The organism is Micromonospora fluostatini, from assembly GCF_050410825.1.
GTDB lineage: Bacteria > Actinomycetota > Actinomycetes > Mycobacteriales > Micromonosporaceae > Micromonospora > Micromonospora rosaria.
This window is the reverse complement of sequence record NZ_CP191251.1, coordinates 3,555,731-3,576,241: the sequence shown is the minus strand read 5'-3', so window position 1 is coordinate 3,576,241 and position 20,511 is coordinate 3,555,731. Positions and strand designations below refer to the sequence as shown.

Genomic DNA, 20,511 nt, shown 5'->3' with positions numbered 1-20,511 from the left:
CTTGCAGTGCGTATCGTCGTCGTCAACAACTTCTTCCCGCCCCGCCCCGGGGGAAGCTCGCACCTGTCCGAGTCGCTCGCCCGGGGCTACGCCGCCGCCGGGCACGACGTCCTGGTGGTCACCGCCGCGTACCAGGACGCCCCGGCGTACGAGGAGCGCGACGGCCTGCGCATCGTCCGGCTGCCGGCGGTGATGCTGCCGCAGACCCGGCTGGCGGTGAGTTTCGACATCTCGTTCGCCACCCGGCCGAGCCTGCCCCGGCGGCTGCGCCGGCTGCTCGACGACTTCCGCCCGGACGTGATCCACCAGCACGGGCAGTTCTTCGACCTGACCTGGGCGACCTCCCGGTACGCCCGCAAACGCGGGGTGCCGGTGCTGCTCTCCGTACACACCCGGCTGGAGAACCCGGCAGCCCGGTACGCGAAGGTGTTCCGCTGGCTGGACGCCCTCCTGGTGAAGCCCTTCATGCGGCTGTCCCGCCCCCGGGTGGTGGTGATGGACGTGCTGATGCAGGAGTACATCGAGTCCCGGTACCGGGGCGCCCACGCGGGCCTGGCGCCGATCCCGGTCGGGGTGGACCCGGAGTGGGTGCTCGGCGGCAACGGCCAGCGGGTCCGGGACCGGCACGACCTGGGCGACGCCCCGGTGATCCTCTCGGTCGGGCACGTGATCCCGCTGCGTGACCGGGTCGCCCTGGTGGAGGCGCTGCCGGCGGTGCTGGCCGTGGTGCCGGACGCGAAGCTGCTCGTCTGCGGGCACGTCTACTACCACCTGTTCCTGGAGCGGGCGCGGGCCCTCGGCGTCGAGCACGCGGTCGTCGCGGTGGGCAAGGTGGCCAAGAGCGAGATCCCCGACTACCTGGCCGCCGCCACGGTGGAATCGCACGAGCAGGGCATCGGCCTGGGGACCGCGACGCTGGAGGCGATGGCGGCCGGGGTGCCGGTGGTCGCGCCGGCCCGACCGGACAACTTCCCCGGCATCGCCCTGCGGGACGGGGAGAACGTCCTGCTCTGCCCGCCCGGCGACGTCGCCGGGCTGGCCGACCGGCTGGTCCGCGCGCTGACCGACCCCGCCCTGGCCAAGCAGGTCGGGGTGAACGGGCAGGCGCTGGTGCACGCCCACTTCACCCTCGACCGGGTGCTCGACCGGCACCTCGCCGTCCTCACCGAGTTGGCCGCCGCCCGGGTCGCCCGCCCCCGGTAGCCGACCACCCGGCCGGCCGATCTCCGCTCATCTGCCGAGCACGGGCTCGTCGTTTCGCGTTCACCCGCCGGACAGCGCAGGACCATAGCGTGGCCCGGCGGTCCGAGGCGTCCCGGCGCCGACCCGTACCCGGGTTGTCGTGGATCGTGACCGCCGGCGTCGACGAGCAACGGAGTGACCGCGACCATGACCCTCACCGACCGCCTGCGTGCTGTCTTCGTCGAGGCCCTCGAACTGCCGGAGGGCGTCGACGTCGAGAACCTCAAGTACCGCGACATCGAGCAGTGGGACTCGCTCGGGCACATGACGCTGGTCGCCGCGATCGAGGACGAGTTCGGCGTGCAGCTCGACACCGACCAGGTCATCGACCTGAGCAGCTTCAAGGTCGCCCAGGACATGCTGCGGGGCCTCGGCGTCGATGAGTGAGCTGGTGGGCCGGGTGGCCCTGGTGACCGGGGGCACCCGGGGGATCGGCCTGGCCACCGCCCGGGTGCTGGCCGGGGCGGGTGCCACGGTCGTGCTCACCGGCCGGGACGCCGCCCGCGCCGAGGCGGTGGCCAAGGAGATCGGGGGGCACGGCCTCGGCCTGGACGTCGGGGACTTCGACGCCGTGGGCGCGGTGGTCCGGCGGGTCGTCGCCGACCACGGCGGGCTCGACGTGCTCGTCGCCAACGCCGGGATCATGGAGAACGCGCTGCTCGGCATGGTCCGGGCCGACGCCGTCCGACGCACCCTGGACGTCAACGTCGCCGGTACCGTCGCGGCGGTCCAGGCCGCCGCCCGCGCGATGGCCCGCCGCCGCACGGGCGCCGACGGCGTCCCCCGCCGGGGCGGCGCCATCGTGCTGCTGGCCTCTGTGGTCGGCACCCACGGCGCGGCCGGTCAGGCGGTGTACGCCGCGTCGAAGGCGGCCGTCGCCGCGCTGGCCCGCTCGGCCGCCCGGGAGTTGGGCCCCCGGGGCATCCGGGTCAACGCGGTGGCTCCCGGGGTCATCCGTACCGACCTGACCGCGGCCCTGCCCGCCGGGGTGCTGGACGCGCAGGCCGTCGCCGCGCCGCTGCGCCGCCTCGGCGAGCCCGAGGAGGTGGCCGACGTGATCCGGTTCCTGGCCGGCGACGGGGCCCGGTACGTCACCGGGCAGGTGCTCGGGGTCGACGGCGGGCTGGTGCCATGAGGCTGGTCCACCCGGCCGCCCGGCTGCTCGACGCCGCCAGCGGCGCGACCCTGGGCGGCCCGGACCTGGCCGCCCGGCTGGCCCGGGTGGGCGAGGCGTACGCGGCCCTGCCACCCGGTGTGCTCTTCGCCCGCAGCGGACTCGGCGTCGAGGCGGTGCTGCGGTACGTGGGCGCGGTCGAGGCCGGCCGTCCCGTCGCCCTGCTCGACCCGTCGCTCGACCCGGCCGTGCTGGCCGACTTCGTCCACCGCTTCGAGCCCGCCGCCGTGCTGGGGCTGGCCGAGGGCGGCGCGGGTGCCGACCCGGGTGCGCTGCCGAAGGGGTACCGCGAGGTCACCGACGCGGTGCTCGGCCCGGTCTGGGTCCGGGAGCACGCTCCCGCCGCGCGACCGCACCCCGACCTGGCGGTGCTGCTGGCCACCTCCGGGTCGACCGGGGACCCGAAGTTCGTCCGGCTCTCCCGGGACGCGGTGCTGGCCAACGCCACCGCCATCGGTACCGCGCTGGCCCTCGACCCGACCGAGGTCGCCCCGACCAACCTGCCGCTGTACTACAGCTTCGGCATGTCGGTGGTGAACAGCCACCTCGCCGCCGGGGCGACGGTGCTGGTGGTCGACGGTGGGGTGCTGGCCCGGGAGTTCTGGCAGGCGGCGCAGCGGCACGGCGCGACCTCGCTGGCCGGGGTGCCGCACCACTACGAGATGCTGCACCGGATCCGGTGGAGCCCGGCCCGGTACCCGACCCTGCGGACCCTCACCCAGGCCGGTGGCCGGCTGCGCGACGAGCTGATCCTCGCCTTCCACGAGAAGATCAGCGCGGTCGGCGGGCGGTTCCACGTGATGTGGGGGTGCACCGAGGCGGGGCCCCGGATGAGCACCCTGCCGGCGGAGGCGCTCCCCGGTCGGGTCGGCTCGGTCGGGCCCGCGCTGGCCGGCGGCGCGTTCACCGTGCTCGGCCCCGACGGGGTGGAGACGAGCGCCCCGGAGGTGGTCGGTGAGCTGGTCTACCGGGGCCCGAACGTGATGATGGGGTACGCCGAGCGCGCCGCCGACCTGGCCCGGGGCGACGACCAGGGCGGGGTGCTGCGCACCGGCGACCTGGGTCGGCTCGACGCCGACGGGTACGTCTGGCTGCGCGGGCGGCTCAGCCGCTTCGGCAAGGTCTTCGGGGTCCGGGTCAACCTGCACGACATCGAGGAGATGGTGCGTGACCACGGGCCGGTGGTCGCGGTCTCCGGGCCGGACCGGGTGGTGCTCTTCGCCGAGGGCGTCGACGCCGCCACGGCGGGGGAGATCGCCGGGCGGCTGGCCGAGCGGCTCCGGACCCACCGCACCGGGTTCGACGTCCGACCCGTGGAGCGGCTGCCGCAGCTCTCCAACGGCAAGATCGACTACCGTGCCCTGGAGGCTCAGGTATGACCCTGTTCACCCTCGGCCAGGCCGACCGGGAGGCCCGGCTCCTGCCGGAACTGGTCGAGCTGACCGAGCACCACCGGGCCGCCAGCCCGGAGTACGCCCGCCTGCTGGCCGCGCTGGGCCACCCGCCCGGCCGCCGGTACGCGCGGGTGGCCGACCTGCCCTGGCTGCCGGTCCGGCTCTTCAAGCACCACGTACTCAAGAGCATCCCCGACGACGAGGTGTTCACCGTGCTCACCTCCTCCGGCACCACCGGGGAGGTCAGCCGGATCTTCCTGGACAAGGCGGCGGCCTCGGTCCAGCAGCGGATGCTCAGCGCGACGATGCAGACCGTGATCGGGGGGCGGCGGCTGCCGATGCTGCTGGTCGACACCCGGGCGCTGTTCACCAAGCGGCGTTCGTTCTCGGCGCGGGGCGCGGGCGTGCTCGGCATGATGAACTTCGGCCGGGACCACACCTTCGTCCTCGACGAGCAGGACCGGCCCGACCCGGAGGCGGTCCGCTCCTTCCTCGCCCGACACGGCGACCAGCCGTTCCTGATCTTCGGGTTCACCTTCATGACCTGGCTCTACCTGTACGAGCTGGCCCGGGAGCACCGGCTCGACCTGAGCAACGGCATCCTGATCCACAGCGGCGGCTGGAAGAAGCTGGCCGACCGGGCGGTGGACAACGACGAGTTCCGCCGCCGCTTCGCGCAGGAGACCGGGCTGCGCCGGATCCACAACTTCTACGGCATGGTGGAGCAGATCGGCCTGACCTTCCTGGAGGGGCCGGACGGCGGAGGGCTGTACTGCCCCGACTTCTCCGACGTCATCGTCCGGGACCCGGCCACCTGGCAGGAGGTACCGGTCGGCACGCCCGGCGTGGTCCAGGTGATCAGCACCCTGCCCCGGTCGTACCCGGGCCACCTGCTGCTCACCGAGGACCGGGGGGTGGTGCACGGCGTCGACGACGGGGCCTGGCCGGGCAAGCGGTTCTCGATCCTGGGCCGGCTGCCCCGCGCCGAGGCGCGCGGGTGCAGCGACACCTTCGCGGCGGCGGCGTGAGCCGGCGCGGCGGCCGGCACAGCGGCGGCGCCGGCGTGAGCCGGCGGTGCGGACAGCGGAGGGTGGTACCGGCATGAGCAAGGTGGTCGAACGGTTCCCGGCCGGTGGCCCGGTCACCGTCGAGGACCTGCTCGCCGCGCTCCGGTCGGCCCCGACCGACGGGCCGCTCACCGTGGGCGACGAGCGGGTGGTCGAGTTCCTGGTGGCGTTCGCCCGCCGGCTGCTGCGCCCGGCGGTGGCCCGCCGGCACCCGGAACTGGCCTCGCTCGGCTTCTTCCTGCGCCGGGGCGAACTCGCCCGGGTCCGGGACCGGGTCGCGGAGACCCCCGGCGAGCTGCGCTTCCCCCGGGGGCTGGTGTTCCACGTGCCGCCGGCCAACGTCGACACCATCTTCGTCTACTCGTGGGCGCTCGCCGCGCTCGCCGGCAACAGCAACGTGGTGCGGATCTCCTCCCGGTCGGCCGGGGCGGCGGACGCCGTGCTGGACGCGCTGAACGAGACCCTGGCCGACGCCCACCCGGCGCTGCGCGAGACCCAGCGCATGGTCACCTACGGCCGGGACGACGCGGTGACCGCCGCCCTCTCCGCCGCCGCCGACCTGCGGGTGATCTGGGGCGGGGACGGCTCGGTCACCGACCTGCGCCGGCACCCGCTGGCCCCGCACGCCCGGGACGTCACCTTTCCCGACCGGTCGTCGTTCACGGTGATCGGGGTCGCCGGGTGGCTGGCCGCGAGCGAGGCGGAGCGGGACGCCGCCGCGCTCGGCCTCTACAACGACGCGTACTGGTTCGACCAGGCCGCCTGCTCCTCGCCCCGGGCGGTCTACTGGATCGGCCCGGCGGCCGAGGCCGGCACCGCCCAGGCCGACCTGCGGGCCCGGCTGCGCGCGGTGCTCGACGGCAAGCGGCCGGAGGTCGACGCCGCGATGGCGGTGCAGAAGCGGGTCGCCACGTACGGGCTGGCCGTCGAGGGGACGGCGACCGGGATCCGGTTCGACGGCAACGACCTGGCCACGGTGGAGCTGACCGACCCGGGGGACATCCCCCGGCGGTGGCTCGGCGTCGGCACCTTCCCGCAGGCCCGGGTCGACGCCCTGGCCGACCTCGCCCCGGTGGTGGTCCGCCGGGACCAGACGGTCACCCACTTCGGGTTCGACGCCGCCGAGTTGACCGCGTTCGCCCGGACCGTGGCGGGGCGGGGGATCGACCGGCTGGTGCCGATCGGTACCGCGCTCGACTTCGCCGCCACCTGGGACGGGTACGACCTGATGCGGGAGTTCACCCGGATCACCACGGTCGGCGTCCGCTGACCGTGGTGAGCGCCGGTCAGCCCGTGGGGCCGGTGGCGCGGGGGACGACGTCCGGGCCGTCGCCCCGCAGGTGGCGTACCCCGGAGAGCGCGGCGAGCCCGGCGGCGAGCACGTCCGCGATGGTGAAGATCAGCCGGGAGGCCAGCGCGATGCCCATCGCGGCGCCGACGCCGCCGCTGCCGACCAGGAACGGGGCGAGCGCCGCGACCAGCACCGCCTCGCGGACCCCGAGCCCGGAGGGGGAGACGAAGGCGAACATGCCCACCGTCATCGCGATCGCGAACGCCCCCACGCAGCGGACCAGCCCGTCCAGACCGGGGGTGGCCTGGGCGTTGGCCAGCAGCCACAGGTGCACCCCGAACAGGCCGTACCCGAGGGCGCTCCAGCCGACCACGCGCAGCACGCCGGGCCAGGTGAGCCGGTGCTCCAGCGGCGGCCGGCGCAGCACCCGCAGGACGAGCTGGACCAGCGCGGTGAGCACCCGGGGGACGGCGCAGAGCACCGCGACCGGGAAGAGGATCGCCATGATCCACAGCGCCACCCGGACCGACTCGGCGTAGTCCGAGCCCGAGCCGACGGCCTCCCGCAGCGACGGCAGACCCGCCACGCCCAAACCGAGCGCCGTGGTCACGCCGAGCCCGACGGCGATGAGCGAGGCGAGGAAGGCCCGGGGACGGGGCAGTCCGGCCCGCCGGCCCAACTCGATCTGCAGCACGTAGGCCCAGACGCTGCCGGGGATGTACTTGCCGAGCTGACCGACGAGGCAGATCCGCAGCGCCGCGCCGACGGTGACCCGGTGCGCCAGGTCGGCGACGGCGGCCCGCCAGGCCATGGTGTTGGCCACCATGCCGAGCAGCGCGGCGAGCACCGAGAGCCCGACCGACTGCCAGGCCAGGCCGAGCCAGGTCGCCCGCACCTGCGGCCACTGGTCGACCACGCTCCAGGTCATCCCGGCCACGATGGCGACGATCACCACCACCCGGACGACCAGGCCCAGCCGCTGCCGCGTGCCGCCGGTGGTCGTGGCCGGGGGTGCCGCCGTGGTGTCCCCGACCTCGCTGCGGGCTGCGGTTCGTACCACTGACTACCTGCCTACGTGTCGGATTCCGCCCGGTAACTGGGGGGATGGGGGTGGTGGAGCAAGGCACCACACTAGCCCAGTCCCCGGTCTGCCGCCCGCGGGCCGTACCCCTGCGGGTCGCCCACCGGTCGGCCCTGTGTCGCGCCGCATTCCACCGCTGTTAACGTCGGAGCGCTGCCACCACGTCCCCCGAGGAGTCCGAGCGTGATCCCCATTTCCGTCGTCAAACTCGACGAGGCGGCCGAACGGTTGGCGGTCGAGGTGATCCGGTCCGGTGTGCTGGCACAGGGGCCGATGGTGGCCCGGCTGGAACGCGACTTCGCCGAGATCGTCGGCGTCGAGCACGCGGTGGCCGTGAACAACGGCACCACGGCCCTGGTGGCCGCCCTGGAGGTGCTCGACCTGCGGCCGGGTGACGAGGTCGTGACCACCCCGTTCACCTTCGTGGCCACCCTCAACGCCATCCTGGAGGCGGGCGCCACCGCCCGTTTCGCCGACATCCGTGACGACGACTTCTGCCTGGACCCGGCGGCGCTCGCCGAGGCGGTCGGGCCACGGACCCGGGTCGTCCTGCCGGTGCACCTGTACGGCCAGGCGGCCGACATGGGCGCGATCGTCCCGCTGGTCCGCTCGCACGGACTGGGGCTGGTCGAGGACACCGCGCAGTCGCTGGGCGCCACCGTCGACGGGCGCGGGGCGGGCAGCTTCGGGCTCGGCACGTTCTCGCTCTACGCGACGAAGAACGTGACCACCGGCGAGGGCGGGATGGTCACCACCGACGACGCGGTCCTCGCCGACCGGCTGCGCGTCCTGCGCAACCAGGGCATGCGCCAGCGGTACCAGTACGAGGTCGCCGGCCACAACTACCGGATGACCGACCTGCAGGCCGCCCTGGGCATCCCGCAGCTCGCCGGTTACGACGAGACCGTCAAGCGTCGCCGGGACAACGCCGCCCGGCTCACCGCCGGTCTGGCCGACGTGCCCGGCCTGCGGCTGCCGGCCGAGCTGCCCGGCCGCGCGCACGTCTGGCACCAGTACACCGTGCTGGTCACCGAGGCGGCCCCGGTCACCCGCGACGAGGTGGCCGCCCGGCTGACCGAGCAGGGCGTCGGCTCGGGGGTGTACTACCCGAAGGTGGTGTACGACTACGACTGCTACCGGGAACACCCCCGGGTGGTGGCCGACCCGGCGCCGGTCGCCGAGCGGGTGGCCCGGCAGTGCCTGTCGCTGCCGGTGCACCACCACCTCGCCGACGGCGACGTGGACCGGGTCGTCGAGGCCGTGCGCAAGGCGGTCGGGGCGTGACCGCCCCGGTCAGCTTCGCGCTCGTCGGCACCGGGACGATGGGCTCGCTGCACGCCCGGGTGATCGCCCAGTCCCCGCGTGCCCGGCTGGCCCGGGTGGTCGAGCCCCGGGCGGACGTCGGCCGGGAGATCGCGCAGCGCTACGGCGCCGAGTGGGTGCCCGACCTGGCCGACCTGTCGGGGGTGGACGCTGTGGTGGTCGCCGCCCCGACCGAGTACCACCGGGACGTGGCCGAGCAGGTGCTCGCCGCCGACCGGCCGTTGCTGATCGAGAAACCGGTCTGCGGCAACCTGGCCGAGACCGAGGAGGTCGTGGCGCTCGCCGAGAAGCGCGGCCTGCCGCTGCTCTGCGGCCTGCTGGAGCGCTTCAACCCGGCGGTGCTCACCGCGCTGGCGCTGGCCTGTGACCCGGTGCACGTCACCGTCACCCGGCACTCCCCGTACGCGCCCCGGATCCGCACCGGCGTGGCGTGGGACCTGCTCGTGCACGACGTGGACCTGGCCATCCAGTTGTTCGGCGGGGCCACGCCGAGCGCGGTCCGGGGCACCCTCGGCCACTTCCACCCCGACTCGGAGCCCGGGGCGGAGGACGTCGCCGAGGCGGTGCTCACCTTCGGTGACCGCGCGCTGGCGCACGTCTCGGCCAGCCGGATCGGCCAGCGCAAGATCCGTACCCTGGCGATCGGCGAGGTCGACCGACTGATCGAGGCGGACCTGATCCGCAAGCACGTGACGATCTACCGGCACGTGTCGCTGGACGCGGCGACGCCGGACGGGCGGGGGTACCGGCAGCAGAGCATCATGGAGGTGCCGGAGCTGCTGTCGAACCAGGAGCCGCTGGCCGCCCAGCTCGACCACTTCCTCGACATCCTGGCCGGCCGGTTGGACGCGGACGCGGAGCGGCAGCGGATCCTGCCGGCGCACCGGGCGGTGGCCAGCGTCATCGACGGCAACCGGCCGTGACGGCCGGGCGGCCGGTGCCCGCCCGCCCGGCCCGTCGACAGGCCGGGTGGGACCCGCTCCGGTAGGCTCGGCACGTCGGGCCGAGCGGCGGCAGTGGGCCCTGCGGCGGCGACCGTCTCCCCATCATCGAGGCCACAACAAGGACGTTCTGTGTCAGTGAAGGGCGAAATTCCCGTTGTGACCGCAGTCGAACCGACCGTGTCGGAGCGGCCCGTGCCGGAGCAGGCCGGGCCGGAGCGGCCCGGGCGGGAGCAGGCCGGGCGGCCGACCGACGCGACCACGACGGAGTCGACAGTCGTCGAGCCGGCCCCGGCCGCCGCCCCGGTGGCGCCGACGGGCCCCGCCGCCCGGCCGACCCCGGCCGCGCCGGGCTCCGCCGACGCCCCGACCCCGGCCGCGCCGGGCGCCGACGACGCCGCGACCCTCGCCGAGCCGGGCGCCGACGACGACACGGTCCCGACCGCCGTGGCGCCCCGCCGGCCCGGCGTGCTGGAGCGGGTCCGCCGGTTCGTCGCGGCGGTCCCGCGCCGGATCACCGACGCGGCGGTGCTGGCGTTCGCGCTCTACACCGTGCTCTACCACCTGGCGTTCCCGTTCGGGTGGGCCCCGTCGCTGACCTTCCGGATCTGGCTGACCGGCTGCGCCCTGCTCGTGCTGCTCCGGCTGGTCGTCGCCGGGCTGCGCGAGCGGACCGCCCGCCGGGCTGTCGCCACCGCGCCGCGGGACGGCTCGACGGTGGAGCTCACCCGGCCCGCCCGACGCGGCCCCCGCTGGTGGTGGGTGCTGCCCGTGTTCGGCGTCGGGGTGGCGGCGGCGGTGACCGCCGGGATCGGCGGCACCATGCCCTGGTGGTGGCCGGCGTCGCTGGGCCTGGTCGCCTCGGTCGCGGTGGCGCTGCTGGCCCGGCGGAGCTGGCTGGTCGCCGGCCCCGACGGCGAGCCCGCCCCCACCGTCTGGCAGGCCGGGTACGTCCTGCTGGTCTCGGCGGGCGTGGCCGTCTCCTCGCTCTACATGGCCCGCAACACCCCCGACGACGTGTTCTACCTCGGCAAGTCCGTCTGGGTGGCCGAGCGCGACAGCGTCCCGGTGCGGGACTTCCTGTTCACCGAGGAGGTCCTGCCGGGGCTGAGCACCCAGCCGCCGATCTCCTCCATCGAGGTCTTCGCCGGGGCGCTCGGGCGGTTCCTCGGCCTGCACGCCGCCGACGCCACCTGGTTCGTGCTGCTGCCGGTGCTGGCCGTGCTGGCGGTGCTGGCGCTGTGGCGGCTGGTGCACCGGTGGGCCCCGCGCCGGCCGATGCTGGCCTTCACGGTCGCCGTCGGCTACCTCTACCTGGTGGCCGGCTCGGACGCCGCGCTGGGCACCTTCCACCTGCCCCGGCTCTACGAGGGCAAGGGGATGTTCGTCTCCGCCGCCGTACCGCTGATGTGGGTGTACCTGACCGACTGGCTGGAGTCCCGGTCACGGTGGAAGCTCTTCCTGATCTTCGCGCTCGGGGTGGCCTCGGCGGGGCTCACCTCCACCGCGGCGATCATCCTGCCCATCCTGGTCGGCGCGGCGGCCTTCGCGATGCTCCTGGTCGGGCGCTGGCTGCCGGCGGTGCTCGCCTTCGCCGCGGCGGTGGCGTACCCGCTCGGCTCGGTGGTGGTGTCCCGGCTCGCCCTCGGCCCGGTCACCGAGGTCGGCGGCGAGACCCAGTTCTTCGACGCGGAGGGGACGTACCGGCGCACCCTGCTGGTCGGGTCGCTCGGTGTGATCGGCGGGCTGGCCCTCTGGGTGGCCCCGCTGCTGATGCGGCACCGGACGCCCCGCCTGCTCGCCGCCGGCGCGGCGGTGACGATGAGCGTGCTGTTCGTCCCCGGGGTGCTGGAGTTCCTCGCCGACCTGACCGGCATCGCCGCGGTGCTGTGGCGGGTGCCGTGGATCCTCGCCCTGCCCGGCCTGATCGGCATCCTGTGCACCGTGCGTCTGCCCTGGCCGGCCCGGCTGCCCCTGCTCGGCCCGCTGCCCTGGACCGGCCGGACGCTCAAGGCCCTGACCAGCGCCCTGGTCGCGGCCGTCCTGCTGGCCACCTTCAGCCTGTACGGCACCCCGATGTGGCACCGGGACAGCTTCGTCGAGACGCACCCCCACCCGGTGTGGAAGGTGCCCCAGGACCGGCTGGGCCGCGTCGAGTGGATCCAGTCCCTGACCCCGGCCCGCCCGCCCGGTCTGCTGCTGGCCCCCAGCACCCTGATGCGCCTCGCCCCGATCCTCAGCAGTGAGCTGCGGGTCGTCCTGCCCCGCGACGGCTATCTGCTGGAGTACGACTGGAACTCGGAGTTCGCCCAGGACCGGCTGCGGCTCGCCGCCTTCGCCGACGGGGAGGCGATCCCGTCCGCCGACGAGCTGGCGGCGACCCTGGACCGGCTCGACGTCACCACGGTCTGCCTGTACTTCGGCAACCGGGCGGCCCGCCGGGCGCTGGAGCGGCTCGACTTCGAGGTGTTCGGCGAACGGGAGGACCCGGCCGGTTCGGTCCGCTGTCTGCGCAAGCTCGACGCGGGCGCGCCGCCGCCGACCGACTGACCCCGTCGGTCGAGGCGTCGGCGGTGCTCGCGGAGCAGGTCACGGCGGCCCCGACCGGCAGCGGTCGGGACAACCCGGACAGCGTGGTACCGGGTTCGCATCACCCCCGCAAATCGCTCTATACCCGAACGGCGACTCCCGTTGTCCTCGCGTTAAGGTCGTGGGCAGTCAGGCCGACACCGACCGACGCCGCCGGCCCCCGCCGGCCGAGCCCAGCGGTCGCCTCCGTCCGTTCGGCCCGGCTCGTCGTCGATCTCGTAGGGAGAGCCATCCTTGTTCGGCACGTTACTCCAGCGACTCGGGGTCCCGGCCCGTGGTGCGCTGCTGCTGCTGTGCTATCTGGTCATGCTCGTCACGGGCGCGCTCGGCTGGGTCGGCGCGTTCGCCGTCGCCGGCCTGGCCGCCGTGTTCGGCGAGTACGCCATCGGTCGCTGGTCCGCCCCCTCCCGGGTGCTGCTGGACAAGGTCGGCCTGAGCCGGGTCTACCGGCAGCTCGCCCGGGACCTGTCGGTGGTCCTGCTGGCGGTCACCACGGTGCGCCCCGGCATCGGCGAGATCACCGTCCTGCTGCTGCTGCCCGCCGTGGTCTGGACGATCGGCGTCTTCGCCGGGGCCTTCACCCGGATGATCAACCGGCGGAACCCGGTCTCCGCGCTGGTGCGCAACATCGACCTCGGTCCGATCAAGGCGGCTCCCCGGCCTCCCGAGTGGACCAGCGCCGTGGTGGGCAACGGGATGGCGCAGCTCAACATCCTGCTGGTGCCGGCCGTGGTGGTGGCCGCCGTCCTCGGTGACCTGGTGCCGGTCTTCGTGGCCGGCGCGGCGGCGGTGCTGGCCGCCGCCGTGGTGGGCGGGATCGTCGCGCTCACCTGGCTGCGCGGTCGCGGTCAGGGCACCGGCAAGGACGCCGTGCTGGCCGCGGTGCAGACCTGGTTGGACAGCTACCGGCCGCGGGTGGCGCTCTACTTCGCCGGCCCCGCCAAGGACGTCTACCAGGCCAACATGTGGCTCGCCCCGACCGAGGCGCTGGACCAGCGCGGCGTGGTGCTGATGCGCAGCAAGGAGGCCTTCCTGGAGATGGCCGACACCCGGCTCCCGGTGATCTGCGTACCGGCCAGCGTGGACTTCATGAACCTGGAGCTGGCCAGCATCCGGGCGAGCCTGTACGCGGCCAACGTGGGCGCGAACATCCACATGCTCCGCGAGCCCGGCATGAAGCACGTCTTCGTCGGGCACGGCGACAGCGACAAGCAGGCCAGCGTCAACCCGTACAGCAAGGTGTACGACGAGGTGTGGGTCGCCGGGCTGGCCGGGCGGGAGCGGTACGCGCGGGCCGATGTCGGCGTGCTCGACGCCGACATCGTCGAGATCGGCCGGCCGCAGCTCGCCGGGGTGCACACCTTCGGCGCCCCGGCGGTGGACCGGCCGTTCACCGTCCTCTACGCGCCCACCTGGGAGGGGTGGCTGGACGACGACCCGTACCACACCTCGCTGGTGCTGATGGGCGAGCGGATCATGAACGGCCTGTTGAAGGCCGGGCCGGGGATCCGCGTGATCTACAAGCCGCACCCGTTGACCGGCGCCCGCTCCAAGGCGGCCAAGGCGGTGCACGAGCGGGTGGTCGCCCGGATCGCCGCCGCCGGGGGCGACACCGACGCGAGCAGCCTCGACGGCCCCGCGCACCGGGTGGTGACCGGCCGGGTGCCGGCCCTGTTCGACTGCTTCAACCAGACCGACCTGCTGATCAGTGACATCTCCAGCGTGGTGTCGGACTTCGTGCAGAGCCAGCGGCCGTACGTGGTGGCGAACCCGAGCGGGCTGCCGGAGGACGAGTTCCGGCGCAAGTTCCCGACCGCGCGGGCGGCGTACCTGCTCTCGGCGGACTGCGGCGAGCTGCCCAAGATCGTGGCGCTCACCCGGGCCGGCGACGACCCGATGACCGAGGCCCGGCGGGACCTGAAGACGTACCTGCTCGGCCCGGACGAGCCGAACGCGATGGAGCGGTTCCGGCAGGAGATCACCCGGCTCTGCCGCTGAGGCGCTGACGACCGACGGGGGACGGCGTGAGCCGTCCCCCGTTTCGCGTACCGGCTCAGCTCCGGTGCGGTGGCGTGTCGACGTCGCGGGAGACCACCTCGCCGCGCTCGTCCACCCAGCCCTTGGGCCGGGCCGGGTTACCGGCGACCAACTGGTACGGGGCGACGTCCCGGGTCACCACCGCGCCGGCCGCGATCATGGCGTACTCGCCGACCTCGATGCCGCAGACCAGGGTGGCGTTCGCGCCGATCGAGGCGCCCCGACGGACCACGGTCGGGGTGATCGTCCAGTCCGGGTTCTGCGCCCGGGGCCGGAAGTCGTTGGTGAAGACCGCGCACGGGCCGACGAAGACCTCGTCCTCCAGGGTCACCCCCTGGTAGACCGAGACGTTGTTCTGGATCTTCACCAGGTCACCGACGGTCACCCCGGCGTCGACGTACACGTTGCGCCCGATCACGCAGTTCGCCCCCACGGTGGCGGTGGACCGGACGTGGGCCAGGTGCCAGATCCGGGTACCGTCGCCGACCCGGGCGCCGGCCTCGACATCGGCCGTGGGGTGCACGAAGACGGTGGGGGAGTGGGATTCAGGGTCAGTCATCCGCCAGCTCGCAACAGGTCGGGGCGCGGCGTCGCGCCGTGGGTGCGCGGGTGCCGGCCGGGCGTGGCGCCGGCCGCCGTCGGCGCGCGGGCACGACGGCGCGCGCCCGGACGCGGGCGAGCGCGTCGGGCGGTCGCCCCGCCGCCGGGACGCGCGGGCCGGCGTAGCATAGCGAGCCCGCCCCGGTGGCTCATCGCGTCGGGCCGACCCATCTGCCACGATGCCCTAGCAGCGGTTCCAGCAAGGAGGGGGGTTCGGGTGCGCATCCTGCTGGTCGAGGACGACCGTCGGGTGGCGGCGGCCCTGTCGTCCGCGCTGACCCGGCGGGGTTACGAGGTCGAGCACGCCGCGACGGTCGCCGCCGCGCTGTCGGCGGCCCCGTGCGACCTGGTGCTGCTCGACCTGAACCTGCCCGACGGCGACGGGGTGGACCTCTGCCGGGAACTGCGCCGCCGCAGCCCGCAACTGGGCATCATCGCGGTCACCGCGCGGGGCGAGGAGCGCGACCGGGTGCTCGGGCTGCGGCTCGGCGCCGACGACTACGTGGTCAAACCGTTCTCGATGGTGGAGTTGCAGGCCCGGATCGAGGCGGTGCTGCGCCGGGCCGCGCACACCCTGCCCGAGCGCAACTCGATCGAGGCCGGCGTGCTGCGGGTCGACGTCGCCGCCCGGACGGTGGCCGTCGACGGGCGGGCGGTCGCGCTGACCCGTAAGGAGTTCGACATCCTGCTCTCCCTGGCCCGGCAGCCGGGGGTCGCCGTGCCCCGCGAGCGGATCCTGCTCGACGTCTGGGGCACCACCTGGGCGGACCGGCACACGGTGGAGGTGCACGTGGCGTCGCTGCGGGGCAAGCTCGGCGACGCCCGGCTGGTGGAGACGGTACGCGGGGTCGGTTACCGGCTCCGCGCCGAGTGAGGGGCCGGGCGTGCGTCGTCGGCTGGTGATCAGCTACCTGCTGCTGATGGTGCTGGTGCTGCTCGCCCTGGAGACCCCGCTCGCGCTCACCCTGGCCACCCGGGAGACCGACCGGGTCCGTGCCGACCGGCTGGCCGACGCGACCCGGTTCGCCTCGCTGGCCGGCCCGGCGCTCCGCGACGACGTGGTCGGCCCGCTCGGCGGGGAACTCGCCAGCTACGACGAGCTGTACGGCATCGGCGCGGCGGTGGTGGACCGGGACCGCCGGACGGTGACCGAGTCGGCGACCTGGGAGCCCAGCGCGGGGACGGCGGCGGCCCTGGACACCGCGCTGTCCGGGTTGCAGGTGAGCACCCCGGACTCGGTCTGGCCCTGGGTGCGCGACCCGGTCGTGGTGGCGGTACCGATCAACGACGGCGGGGAGGTGCTCGGCGCGGTGGTGATCACCACACCGTCGGAGCGGATCCGCCGGACCGTGACCGCCTGGTGGCTGCTGCTGGCCGCGGTCGGGGTGCTGGCCGTGGTGGCCGGCGTGCTGCTGGCGTTCGGGCTGGCCGGCTGGGTGCTGCGGCCGGTCACCGAGCTCGACGCGGTGACCCACGAGATCGCCGAGGGTGACCGGGGCGCCCGGGTGCAGCACCGGCTGGGGCCGCCCGAGCTGCGCCGGCTGGCGACCAGCTTCAACCACATGGCCGACGCGGTCTCCGACGTGATGGACCGGCAGCGGGCCTTCGTGGCGCACGCCAGCCACCAGCTCCGCAACCCGTTGACCGCGCTGCGGCTGCGGGTGGAGGAGCTGGGACCGAGCCTCACCGACCCGGAGGGCCGGGTCGAGCACCAGTTGGCGCTGGAGGAGACCGACCGGCTGGCGCAGGTGCTCGACGCCCTGCTCACCCTCGCGCGGGCGGAGCGGACCGAGAACGAGCGGGTCACCGTCGACGCGGTCGCCGTCGCCGCCTCCCGGGTGGCCGCCTGGGAGCCGTTGGCCCGGCACCGGTCGGTCGCCCTGGGCCTGGTGACCCTCGACCACCCGGCGTACGCCCGGACCGTGCCGACCGCCATCGACCAGGCGTTGGACGCGCTGATCGACAACGCGGTGAAGTTCAGCGGAGCCGGCGAGGAGGTGACGGTGACCGTCCGCCGGGCCGACGGCGGGACCGTCCTGGAGGTCCGGGACACCGGGCCGGGCCTGACGGCCAGCCAGCTTGGTCAGGCCACCGAGCGGTTCTGGCGGGCGCCGGAGGTGCAGAACGTCGACGGCGCCGGGCTCGGGCTGACCATCGTCGCGGTCCTCGTCGACGCCTCCGGTGGGCGGCTCGCCATGCGGCCGGGCGAGCCGCGCGGCCTCGTCGCCGAGCTGTGGTTCCCCGCGCCGGAGACCGTCCCCGAGGCCGCCCCGCCCACCGTCGGCCTGCCTGCCGTCGGGCCGTCCGCTGTCGGCCCGCCTGCGGTCGGGCCGCCCGTCGCCGGGGTGGGCACCGGCTCCGGCGGGCCCGGTCAGTAGCCCAGGCCGACGGTGTGGCCGATCGTGGCCGGGTCGCCGAGCGCGGCGAGGATGGCGTGCGCGACGTCGGCGCGGGCGATGGAGGTACCGCCCCGGATGTTGCGGTCCAGGGCGGTGCGGTACGGGCGGCGGCGGCCGTTGGTCAGCCGGGGCGGGCGCACGATGGTCCAGTCCAGCCCGCTGTCGCGGACGACCCGCTCGGCGCGGGTGAAGTCGGCGAACTCCGCCGCCAGGAACCGGCGCAGCACCGGCTTGAACACCAGACGGGTGAAGGCGTCGTCCCCCTCGTCCACCACCGGGCCGCTGGCGGTGACGACGATCAGGCGGCTGGTCCCGGTGGCCCGCATCGCGGTGCTGATCGCGCGGGCGCCGTCGGCGCAGACCGACCCGTCGGTCCTGGCCCGGCGGCCGAGCGTGGAGATCACCGCGTCCTGGTCGGTCACGCTGACGGCGATGGACTCCGGGTCCAGGGCGTCGGCGACCACCGGGACCAGCCGGGGGTGGCCGGCGGACGCCAGTCGGGCCGGGTCCCGGACCACGGCGGTGACCTCGTGGCCGTCGGCGAGGGCCTGGTCGACGAGGTGTCGACCGGTACGGCCGGTCGCGCCGAAGACGGTCAGCCGCATGACGTACCCCCGTGATCGATGCCTGCCGGACCCCGAGACTGGGGCAGCGGGCACCCCGCTGTCAACCGCCGGCCGAGGGGCTCCGGATCGGCGCAGGTCGCCGCCGGTGCCCGGGTCAGGGCTTGCTCTCCCGGTACCACGCCGCCGCCCCGGGATGCAGCGGCAGCGGCGTGGTGGCGATCGCCGAGCGGGTGCTCATCCGCCCGGCGGCCGGGTGCGCGGCGGCCAGCTCGGTCCGCCGTTCCATCAGCAGCCGGGTCACCTCGCGGACCAGGGCGTACGGCAGGTCGGCCCGGACGATCAGGTAGTTCGGGTTCGCCACCGTCGTCACCGGCTCCACCCCGTACACGGAGCGGGGGATGTCCCGGGAGACGTAGACCTCCGGGTAGTTGCGGCGCAGCGGCTCGATCCACTCGCCGAGGTCGACGATCCGGGTGGCCACGGTGGTGGCCAGTTGCTCGACGGCGCGCACCGGGAGGCCACCGGAGAAGAAGAACGCGTCGATCCGGCCGGCGCGCAGCGCCTCGACCGACTCGTCCAGATTGAGGGGGCGGCGGTCCACCGCCACGCCGTCGAGCTGGGCCACGGTCAGCAGCCGGGTCGCGGTGATCTCCGTACCGGAGCCGGGCGCGCCCACCGACACCCGCCGGCCGCGCAGGTCGGCGATCGACCGGATCGGGCCGTCGGCGGTGGTGACCAGGTGCAGCAGGTCGTCGTAGACCCGCGCGACGGCGACCACCGGCGGGTCGCCGGTCGGCCCGGTCTCCAGCACGTCGGCCTGGGTGAAGCCCAGCTCCGCCTGGCTGCTGCCGATCAGCCGCACGTTCGCCGCCGAGGCGGCGGTCACCACCACGCTGGCCTGCACGTGGGGCAGCTCACGGTTGAGGATGGCGGCCAGGGACTGGCCGAAGGCGTGGTACACCGCCGTCGGGCTGCCCGTGGCGATCCGGATGGGCACCGGCTCAGCCCGGGTCTCCCGGCAGCCGCCGAGCCCGGCGGGCACCATGAGCAGCGCCACCAGACCGGCGGCGTACCGCCGGTTGCGGGCATTGCAGTGACCGTCCACGGCCAGCACAATGCGCCGTGAACGGTGTGGACCGCAACCCGACCTGTGGTCGGGATACCGTCAGCCGGTCGGTCGGACGGCCGGTGCCAGCGCGGTGCTGTCCAGGATGCGGTCCCGGTCCGGGCCGTCGGCGACGCTCACCACGAGACAGCCCGCGCCCGGCCGGAGCAGCGCCGGCACGTCCAGCAGCGCGGCGCCCCGGACCAGCACGGCGGCCAACTCCCGGTCGGCCAGCCGGACCCCGAGGATGTGCCGGCGGACGTGCCGCCCGCCGGCCAGCAGCGCCGAGCGCCAGGCCGCCGCGGCCAGCCGGGCCCGCCACGCCCGGCGGGGCGCCGACGCTCCGGGTACCAGGCCGCCCAGCAGTTCCCGGCGGCCCTGCCGCCACCCGGCCTCCAGCAGCGCCACGTACGTCGCCTGGTGCTCGGGCGGCACCCGGAGCTGGTGCAGTTCGTAGCGGCGGCGCAGCCCGCCGACGGTCTGCTCGTGGCGGACCGGGATGTCGAGCCGGCCGAGCAGTTGCCGCATCCGCAGCGCCGCGTCCTCCCGGTTGAACTCCGCCGTGCCCGGGAGGCGGGGCCCGGCCGGGCGGCGTCGCCCCGTCCCGGCCGGAGGTGGCGGCGGGGTGCAGCGCAGCAGGCAGGCGGCCTCGAACGCGTCCGCCAGGGTCGGCCAGTCCAGCGGCGACGCGGAAACCGCCAGGTGCCGGGGACGGTCGAGCAGGGTGGATTCGCTGGCCAACGCAGGCACTCCTTCGTCGACTGGGAGTGCACCTACGGTGTCAAGATCGCGGGCCCGGTGGTACCGATCGGGGCGAGGCTTGAGGAAATCTTGCGCTGGCGCGGCGGAAGCGGCGGGCGGCCCTGCCGGCTCGGCGGCCCTACAGCTCGGTGACCACCAGGTCGACCTGCCGGGGCCGGCCCGGCGTCGCCGCCGGCTCCAGCACGGTGTGCTTCAGATCCCGCAGCGCCGTCAGCAGCTCACCGGCGGTGCCAGGGCGGACGCCGGCGGTGAGCAGATCCCGGACCAGCCGTCCCTTGGTGGCCTTGTTGAAGTGGCTCACCACGGACCGGACCAGACTACCGTCGATCATCCGTTCGTGCAGCACCCGGACCGTGACGGTCTGTTCGGCCAGCTCGCCCCGGGGCGTCCAGGTCGTCGCGTACGCCCCGGAACGCAGGTCGAGCACCGGGCCGCCGCCCGCCGCGGCGGTCACCACCGGTCCCAGTTCCCGCCGCCAGTACGCCGGCAACGCCCCCGGGCCGGGCAGCCGCGCCGAGATCGGGCACCGGTACGGCGGGATCCGGTCGGTCAGCCGGACCGCGCCCCACAGGCCCGAGGAGACCAGCACCGACCGCTCGGCCAACCGCCGGGCCGCCGGGGGCAGCGTGGCCAGGTCGAGCGCCCCGTACAGCACGCCGGTGTAGATCCGGCCGGCCGGGGCGGTCGCCACCCGCTCCAGCCGGGCGTTGCGCCGCAGCTCCGCGCCCTGCCCCGCGCTGAGCCCCAGGGCCGCGCGGGCGGCGTCCTCGTCCGGCCCGGCACAGAGCGCGGTCAGCGCGGCCAGCGCCCGCTCCCGGGCCGGGTTCAGCTCGGGCAGGCTGAGCCGGGCCAGGTCCAACCGCCGGCCGGAACCGGCGGGGGCCTTGCCCTCCGAGGGCGGCAGCAGGATCAGCATCGGGTACGGCTCTCCTCGACTCAC

18 protein-coding genes are annotated in these 20,511 nt (G+C 74.8%); 12 read left to right on the top strand and 6 right to left on the bottom strand.

The window, feature by feature from the left end:
• Positions 1 to 6: 6 nt before the first annotated feature.
• From ACQUFX_RS15595 to ACQUFX_RS15570, 6 genes are all read left to right on the top strand, one after another.
• The gene (locus tag ACQUFX_RS15595) at positions 7 to 1,203 is read left to right on the top strand and encodes a glycosyltransferase family 4 protein (protein WP_428966739.1); all 1,197 of its coding nucleotides are present in this window, start codon (positions 7 to 9) and stop codon (positions 1,201 to 1,203) included.
• A gap of 186 nt (positions 1,204 to 1,389) precedes the next feature.
• Entirely contained in the window at positions 1,390 to 1,629 is a 240-nt protein-coding gene (locus tag ACQUFX_RS15590; protein ID WP_428966738.1) for an acyl carrier protein, read from the top strand.
• Entirely contained in the window at positions 1,622 to 2,377 is a 756-nt protein-coding gene (locus ACQUFX_RS15585) for an SDR family NAD(P)-dependent oxidoreductase (RefSeq protein WP_428966737.1), read from the top strand. The genes ACQUFX_RS15590 and ACQUFX_RS15585 overlap by 8 nt, the downstream gene beginning before the upstream one ends.
• Entirely contained in the window at positions 2,374 to 3,795 is a 1,422-nt protein-coding gene (locus ACQUFX_RS15580) for an AMP-binding protein (protein WP_428966736.1), read from the top strand. The genes ACQUFX_RS15585 and ACQUFX_RS15580 overlap by 4 nt, the downstream gene beginning before the upstream one ends.
• Entirely contained in the window at positions 3,792 to 4,838 is a 1,047-nt protein-coding gene (locus ACQUFX_RS15575) for a LuxE/PaaK family acyltransferase (RefSeq protein ID WP_428966735.1), read from the top strand. The genes ACQUFX_RS15580 and ACQUFX_RS15575 overlap by 4 nt, the downstream gene beginning before the upstream one ends.
• 73 nt (positions 4,839 to 4,911) lie before the next feature.
• Complete coding sequence (locus ACQUFX_RS15570) at positions 4,912 to 6,147, top strand: acyl-CoA reductase (protein ID WP_428966734.1); 1,236 nt, start codon at positions 4,912 to 4,914, stop codon at positions 6,145 to 6,147.
• A 16-nt stretch (positions 6,148 to 6,163) separates the two neighbouring features.
• On the opposite strand, the gene ACQUFX_RS15565 is transcribed toward ACQUFX_RS15570, so the two are convergent.
• A complete protein-coding gene (locus ACQUFX_RS15565; protein WP_428966733.1) occupies positions 6,164 to 7,228 on the bottom strand; it encodes a lysylphosphatidylglycerol synthase transmembrane domain-containing protein in 1,065 nt (354 codons plus the stop codon).
• Positions 7,229 to 7,432: 204 nt separating this feature from the next.
• On the opposite strand from ACQUFX_RS15565, the gene ACQUFX_RS15560 reads away from it, so the two are divergent.
• The 4 genes from ACQUFX_RS15560 (at position 7,433) to ACQUFX_RS15545 (ending at position 14,100) form a co-directional block, all read left to right on the top strand.
• Positions 7,433 to 8,533, top strand: a complete 1,101-nt coding sequence (locus ACQUFX_RS15560) for a DegT/DnrJ/EryC1/StrS family aminotransferase (protein WP_428966732.1) — start codon at positions 7,433 to 7,435, stop codon at positions 8,531 to 8,533.
• Positions 8,530 to 9,495, top strand: a complete 966-nt coding sequence (locus ACQUFX_RS15555; RefSeq protein WP_428966731.1) for a Gfo/Idh/MocA family protein — start codon at positions 8,530 to 8,532, stop codon at positions 9,493 to 9,495. Before ACQUFX_RS15560 ends, ACQUFX_RS15555 begins: the two co-directional genes overlap by 4 nt.
• Positions 9,496 to 9,672: 177 nt before the next feature.
• Positions 9,673 to 12,063 (top strand): DUF6077 domain-containing protein, encoded by a 2,391-nt coding sequence (locus ACQUFX_RS15550; protein ID WP_428966730.1) that lies wholly within the window; start codon positions 9,673 to 9,675, stop codon positions 12,061 to 12,063.
• 273 nt (positions 12,064 to 12,336) lie between these two features.
• Positions 12,337 to 14,100, top strand: coding sequence for a CDP-glycerol glycerophosphotransferase family protein (locus ACQUFX_RS15545; RefSeq protein ID WP_428966729.1), 1,764 nt, complete (start codon positions 12,337 to 12,339; stop codon positions 14,098 to 14,100).
• Between the two features lie 55 nt (positions 14,101 to 14,155).
• Here ACQUFX_RS15545 and ACQUFX_RS15540 read toward each other — a convergent pair whose 3' ends face one another.
• On the bottom strand, positions 14,156 to 14,698 hold the full coding sequence (locus tag ACQUFX_RS15540; protein WP_428966728.1) for an acyltransferase: 543 nt from the start codon (positions 14,696 to 14,698) through the stop codon (positions 14,156 to 14,158).
• A 258-nt stretch (positions 14,699 to 14,956) separates the two neighbouring features.
• Here ACQUFX_RS15540 and ACQUFX_RS15535 point away from each other — a divergent pair, with 258 nt between their 5' ends.
• Both ACQUFX_RS15535 and ACQUFX_RS15530 read left to right on the top strand, forming a co-directional pair.
• Entirely contained in the window at positions 14,957 to 15,613 is a 657-nt protein-coding gene (locus ACQUFX_RS15535; protein ID WP_428966727.1) for a response regulator transcription factor, read from the top strand.
• Between the two features lie 10 nt (positions 15,614 to 15,623).
• Positions 15,624 to 17,117: a sensor histidine kinase gene (locus ACQUFX_RS15530; protein ID WP_428966726.1), complete on the top strand. Its 1,494-nt coding sequence runs from the start codon at positions 15,624 to 15,626 to the stop codon at positions 17,115 to 17,117.
• Here ACQUFX_RS15530 and ACQUFX_RS15525 read toward each other — a convergent pair.
• The 4 genes from ACQUFX_RS15525 to yaaA all read right to left on the bottom strand — a co-directional run bounded on the left by ACQUFX_RS15525 (position 17,111) and on the right by yaaA (position 20,487).
• Positions 17,111 to 17,743, bottom strand: a complete 633-nt coding sequence (locus ACQUFX_RS15525) for an NAD(P)-dependent oxidoreductase (RefSeq protein ID WP_428966725.1) — start codon at positions 17,741 to 17,743, stop codon at positions 17,111 to 17,113. The genes ACQUFX_RS15530 and ACQUFX_RS15525 overlap by 7 nt on opposite strands.
• 115 nt (positions 17,744 to 17,858) lie before the next feature.
• Positions 17,859 to 18,809 carry a TAXI family TRAP transporter solute-binding subunit gene (locus ACQUFX_RS15520; protein WP_428966724.1) on the bottom strand — a complete coding sequence of 317 codons (951 nt, stop codon included), beginning with the start codon at positions 18,807 to 18,809 and terminating at the stop codon, positions 17,859 to 17,861.
• 60 nt (positions 18,810 to 18,869) lie between these two features.
• Entirely contained in the window at positions 18,870 to 19,550 is a 681-nt protein-coding gene (locus tag ACQUFX_RS15515; protein ID WP_428966723.1) for a hypothetical protein, read from the bottom strand.
• 139 nt (positions 19,551 to 19,689) lie between these two features.
• A complete protein-coding gene (gene yaaA / locus ACQUFX_RS15510) occupies positions 19,690 to 20,487 on the bottom strand; it encodes a peroxide stress protein YaaA (RefSeq protein WP_428966722.1) in 798 nt (265 codons plus the stop codon).
• Positions 20,488 to 20,511 lie beyond the last annotated feature (24 nt).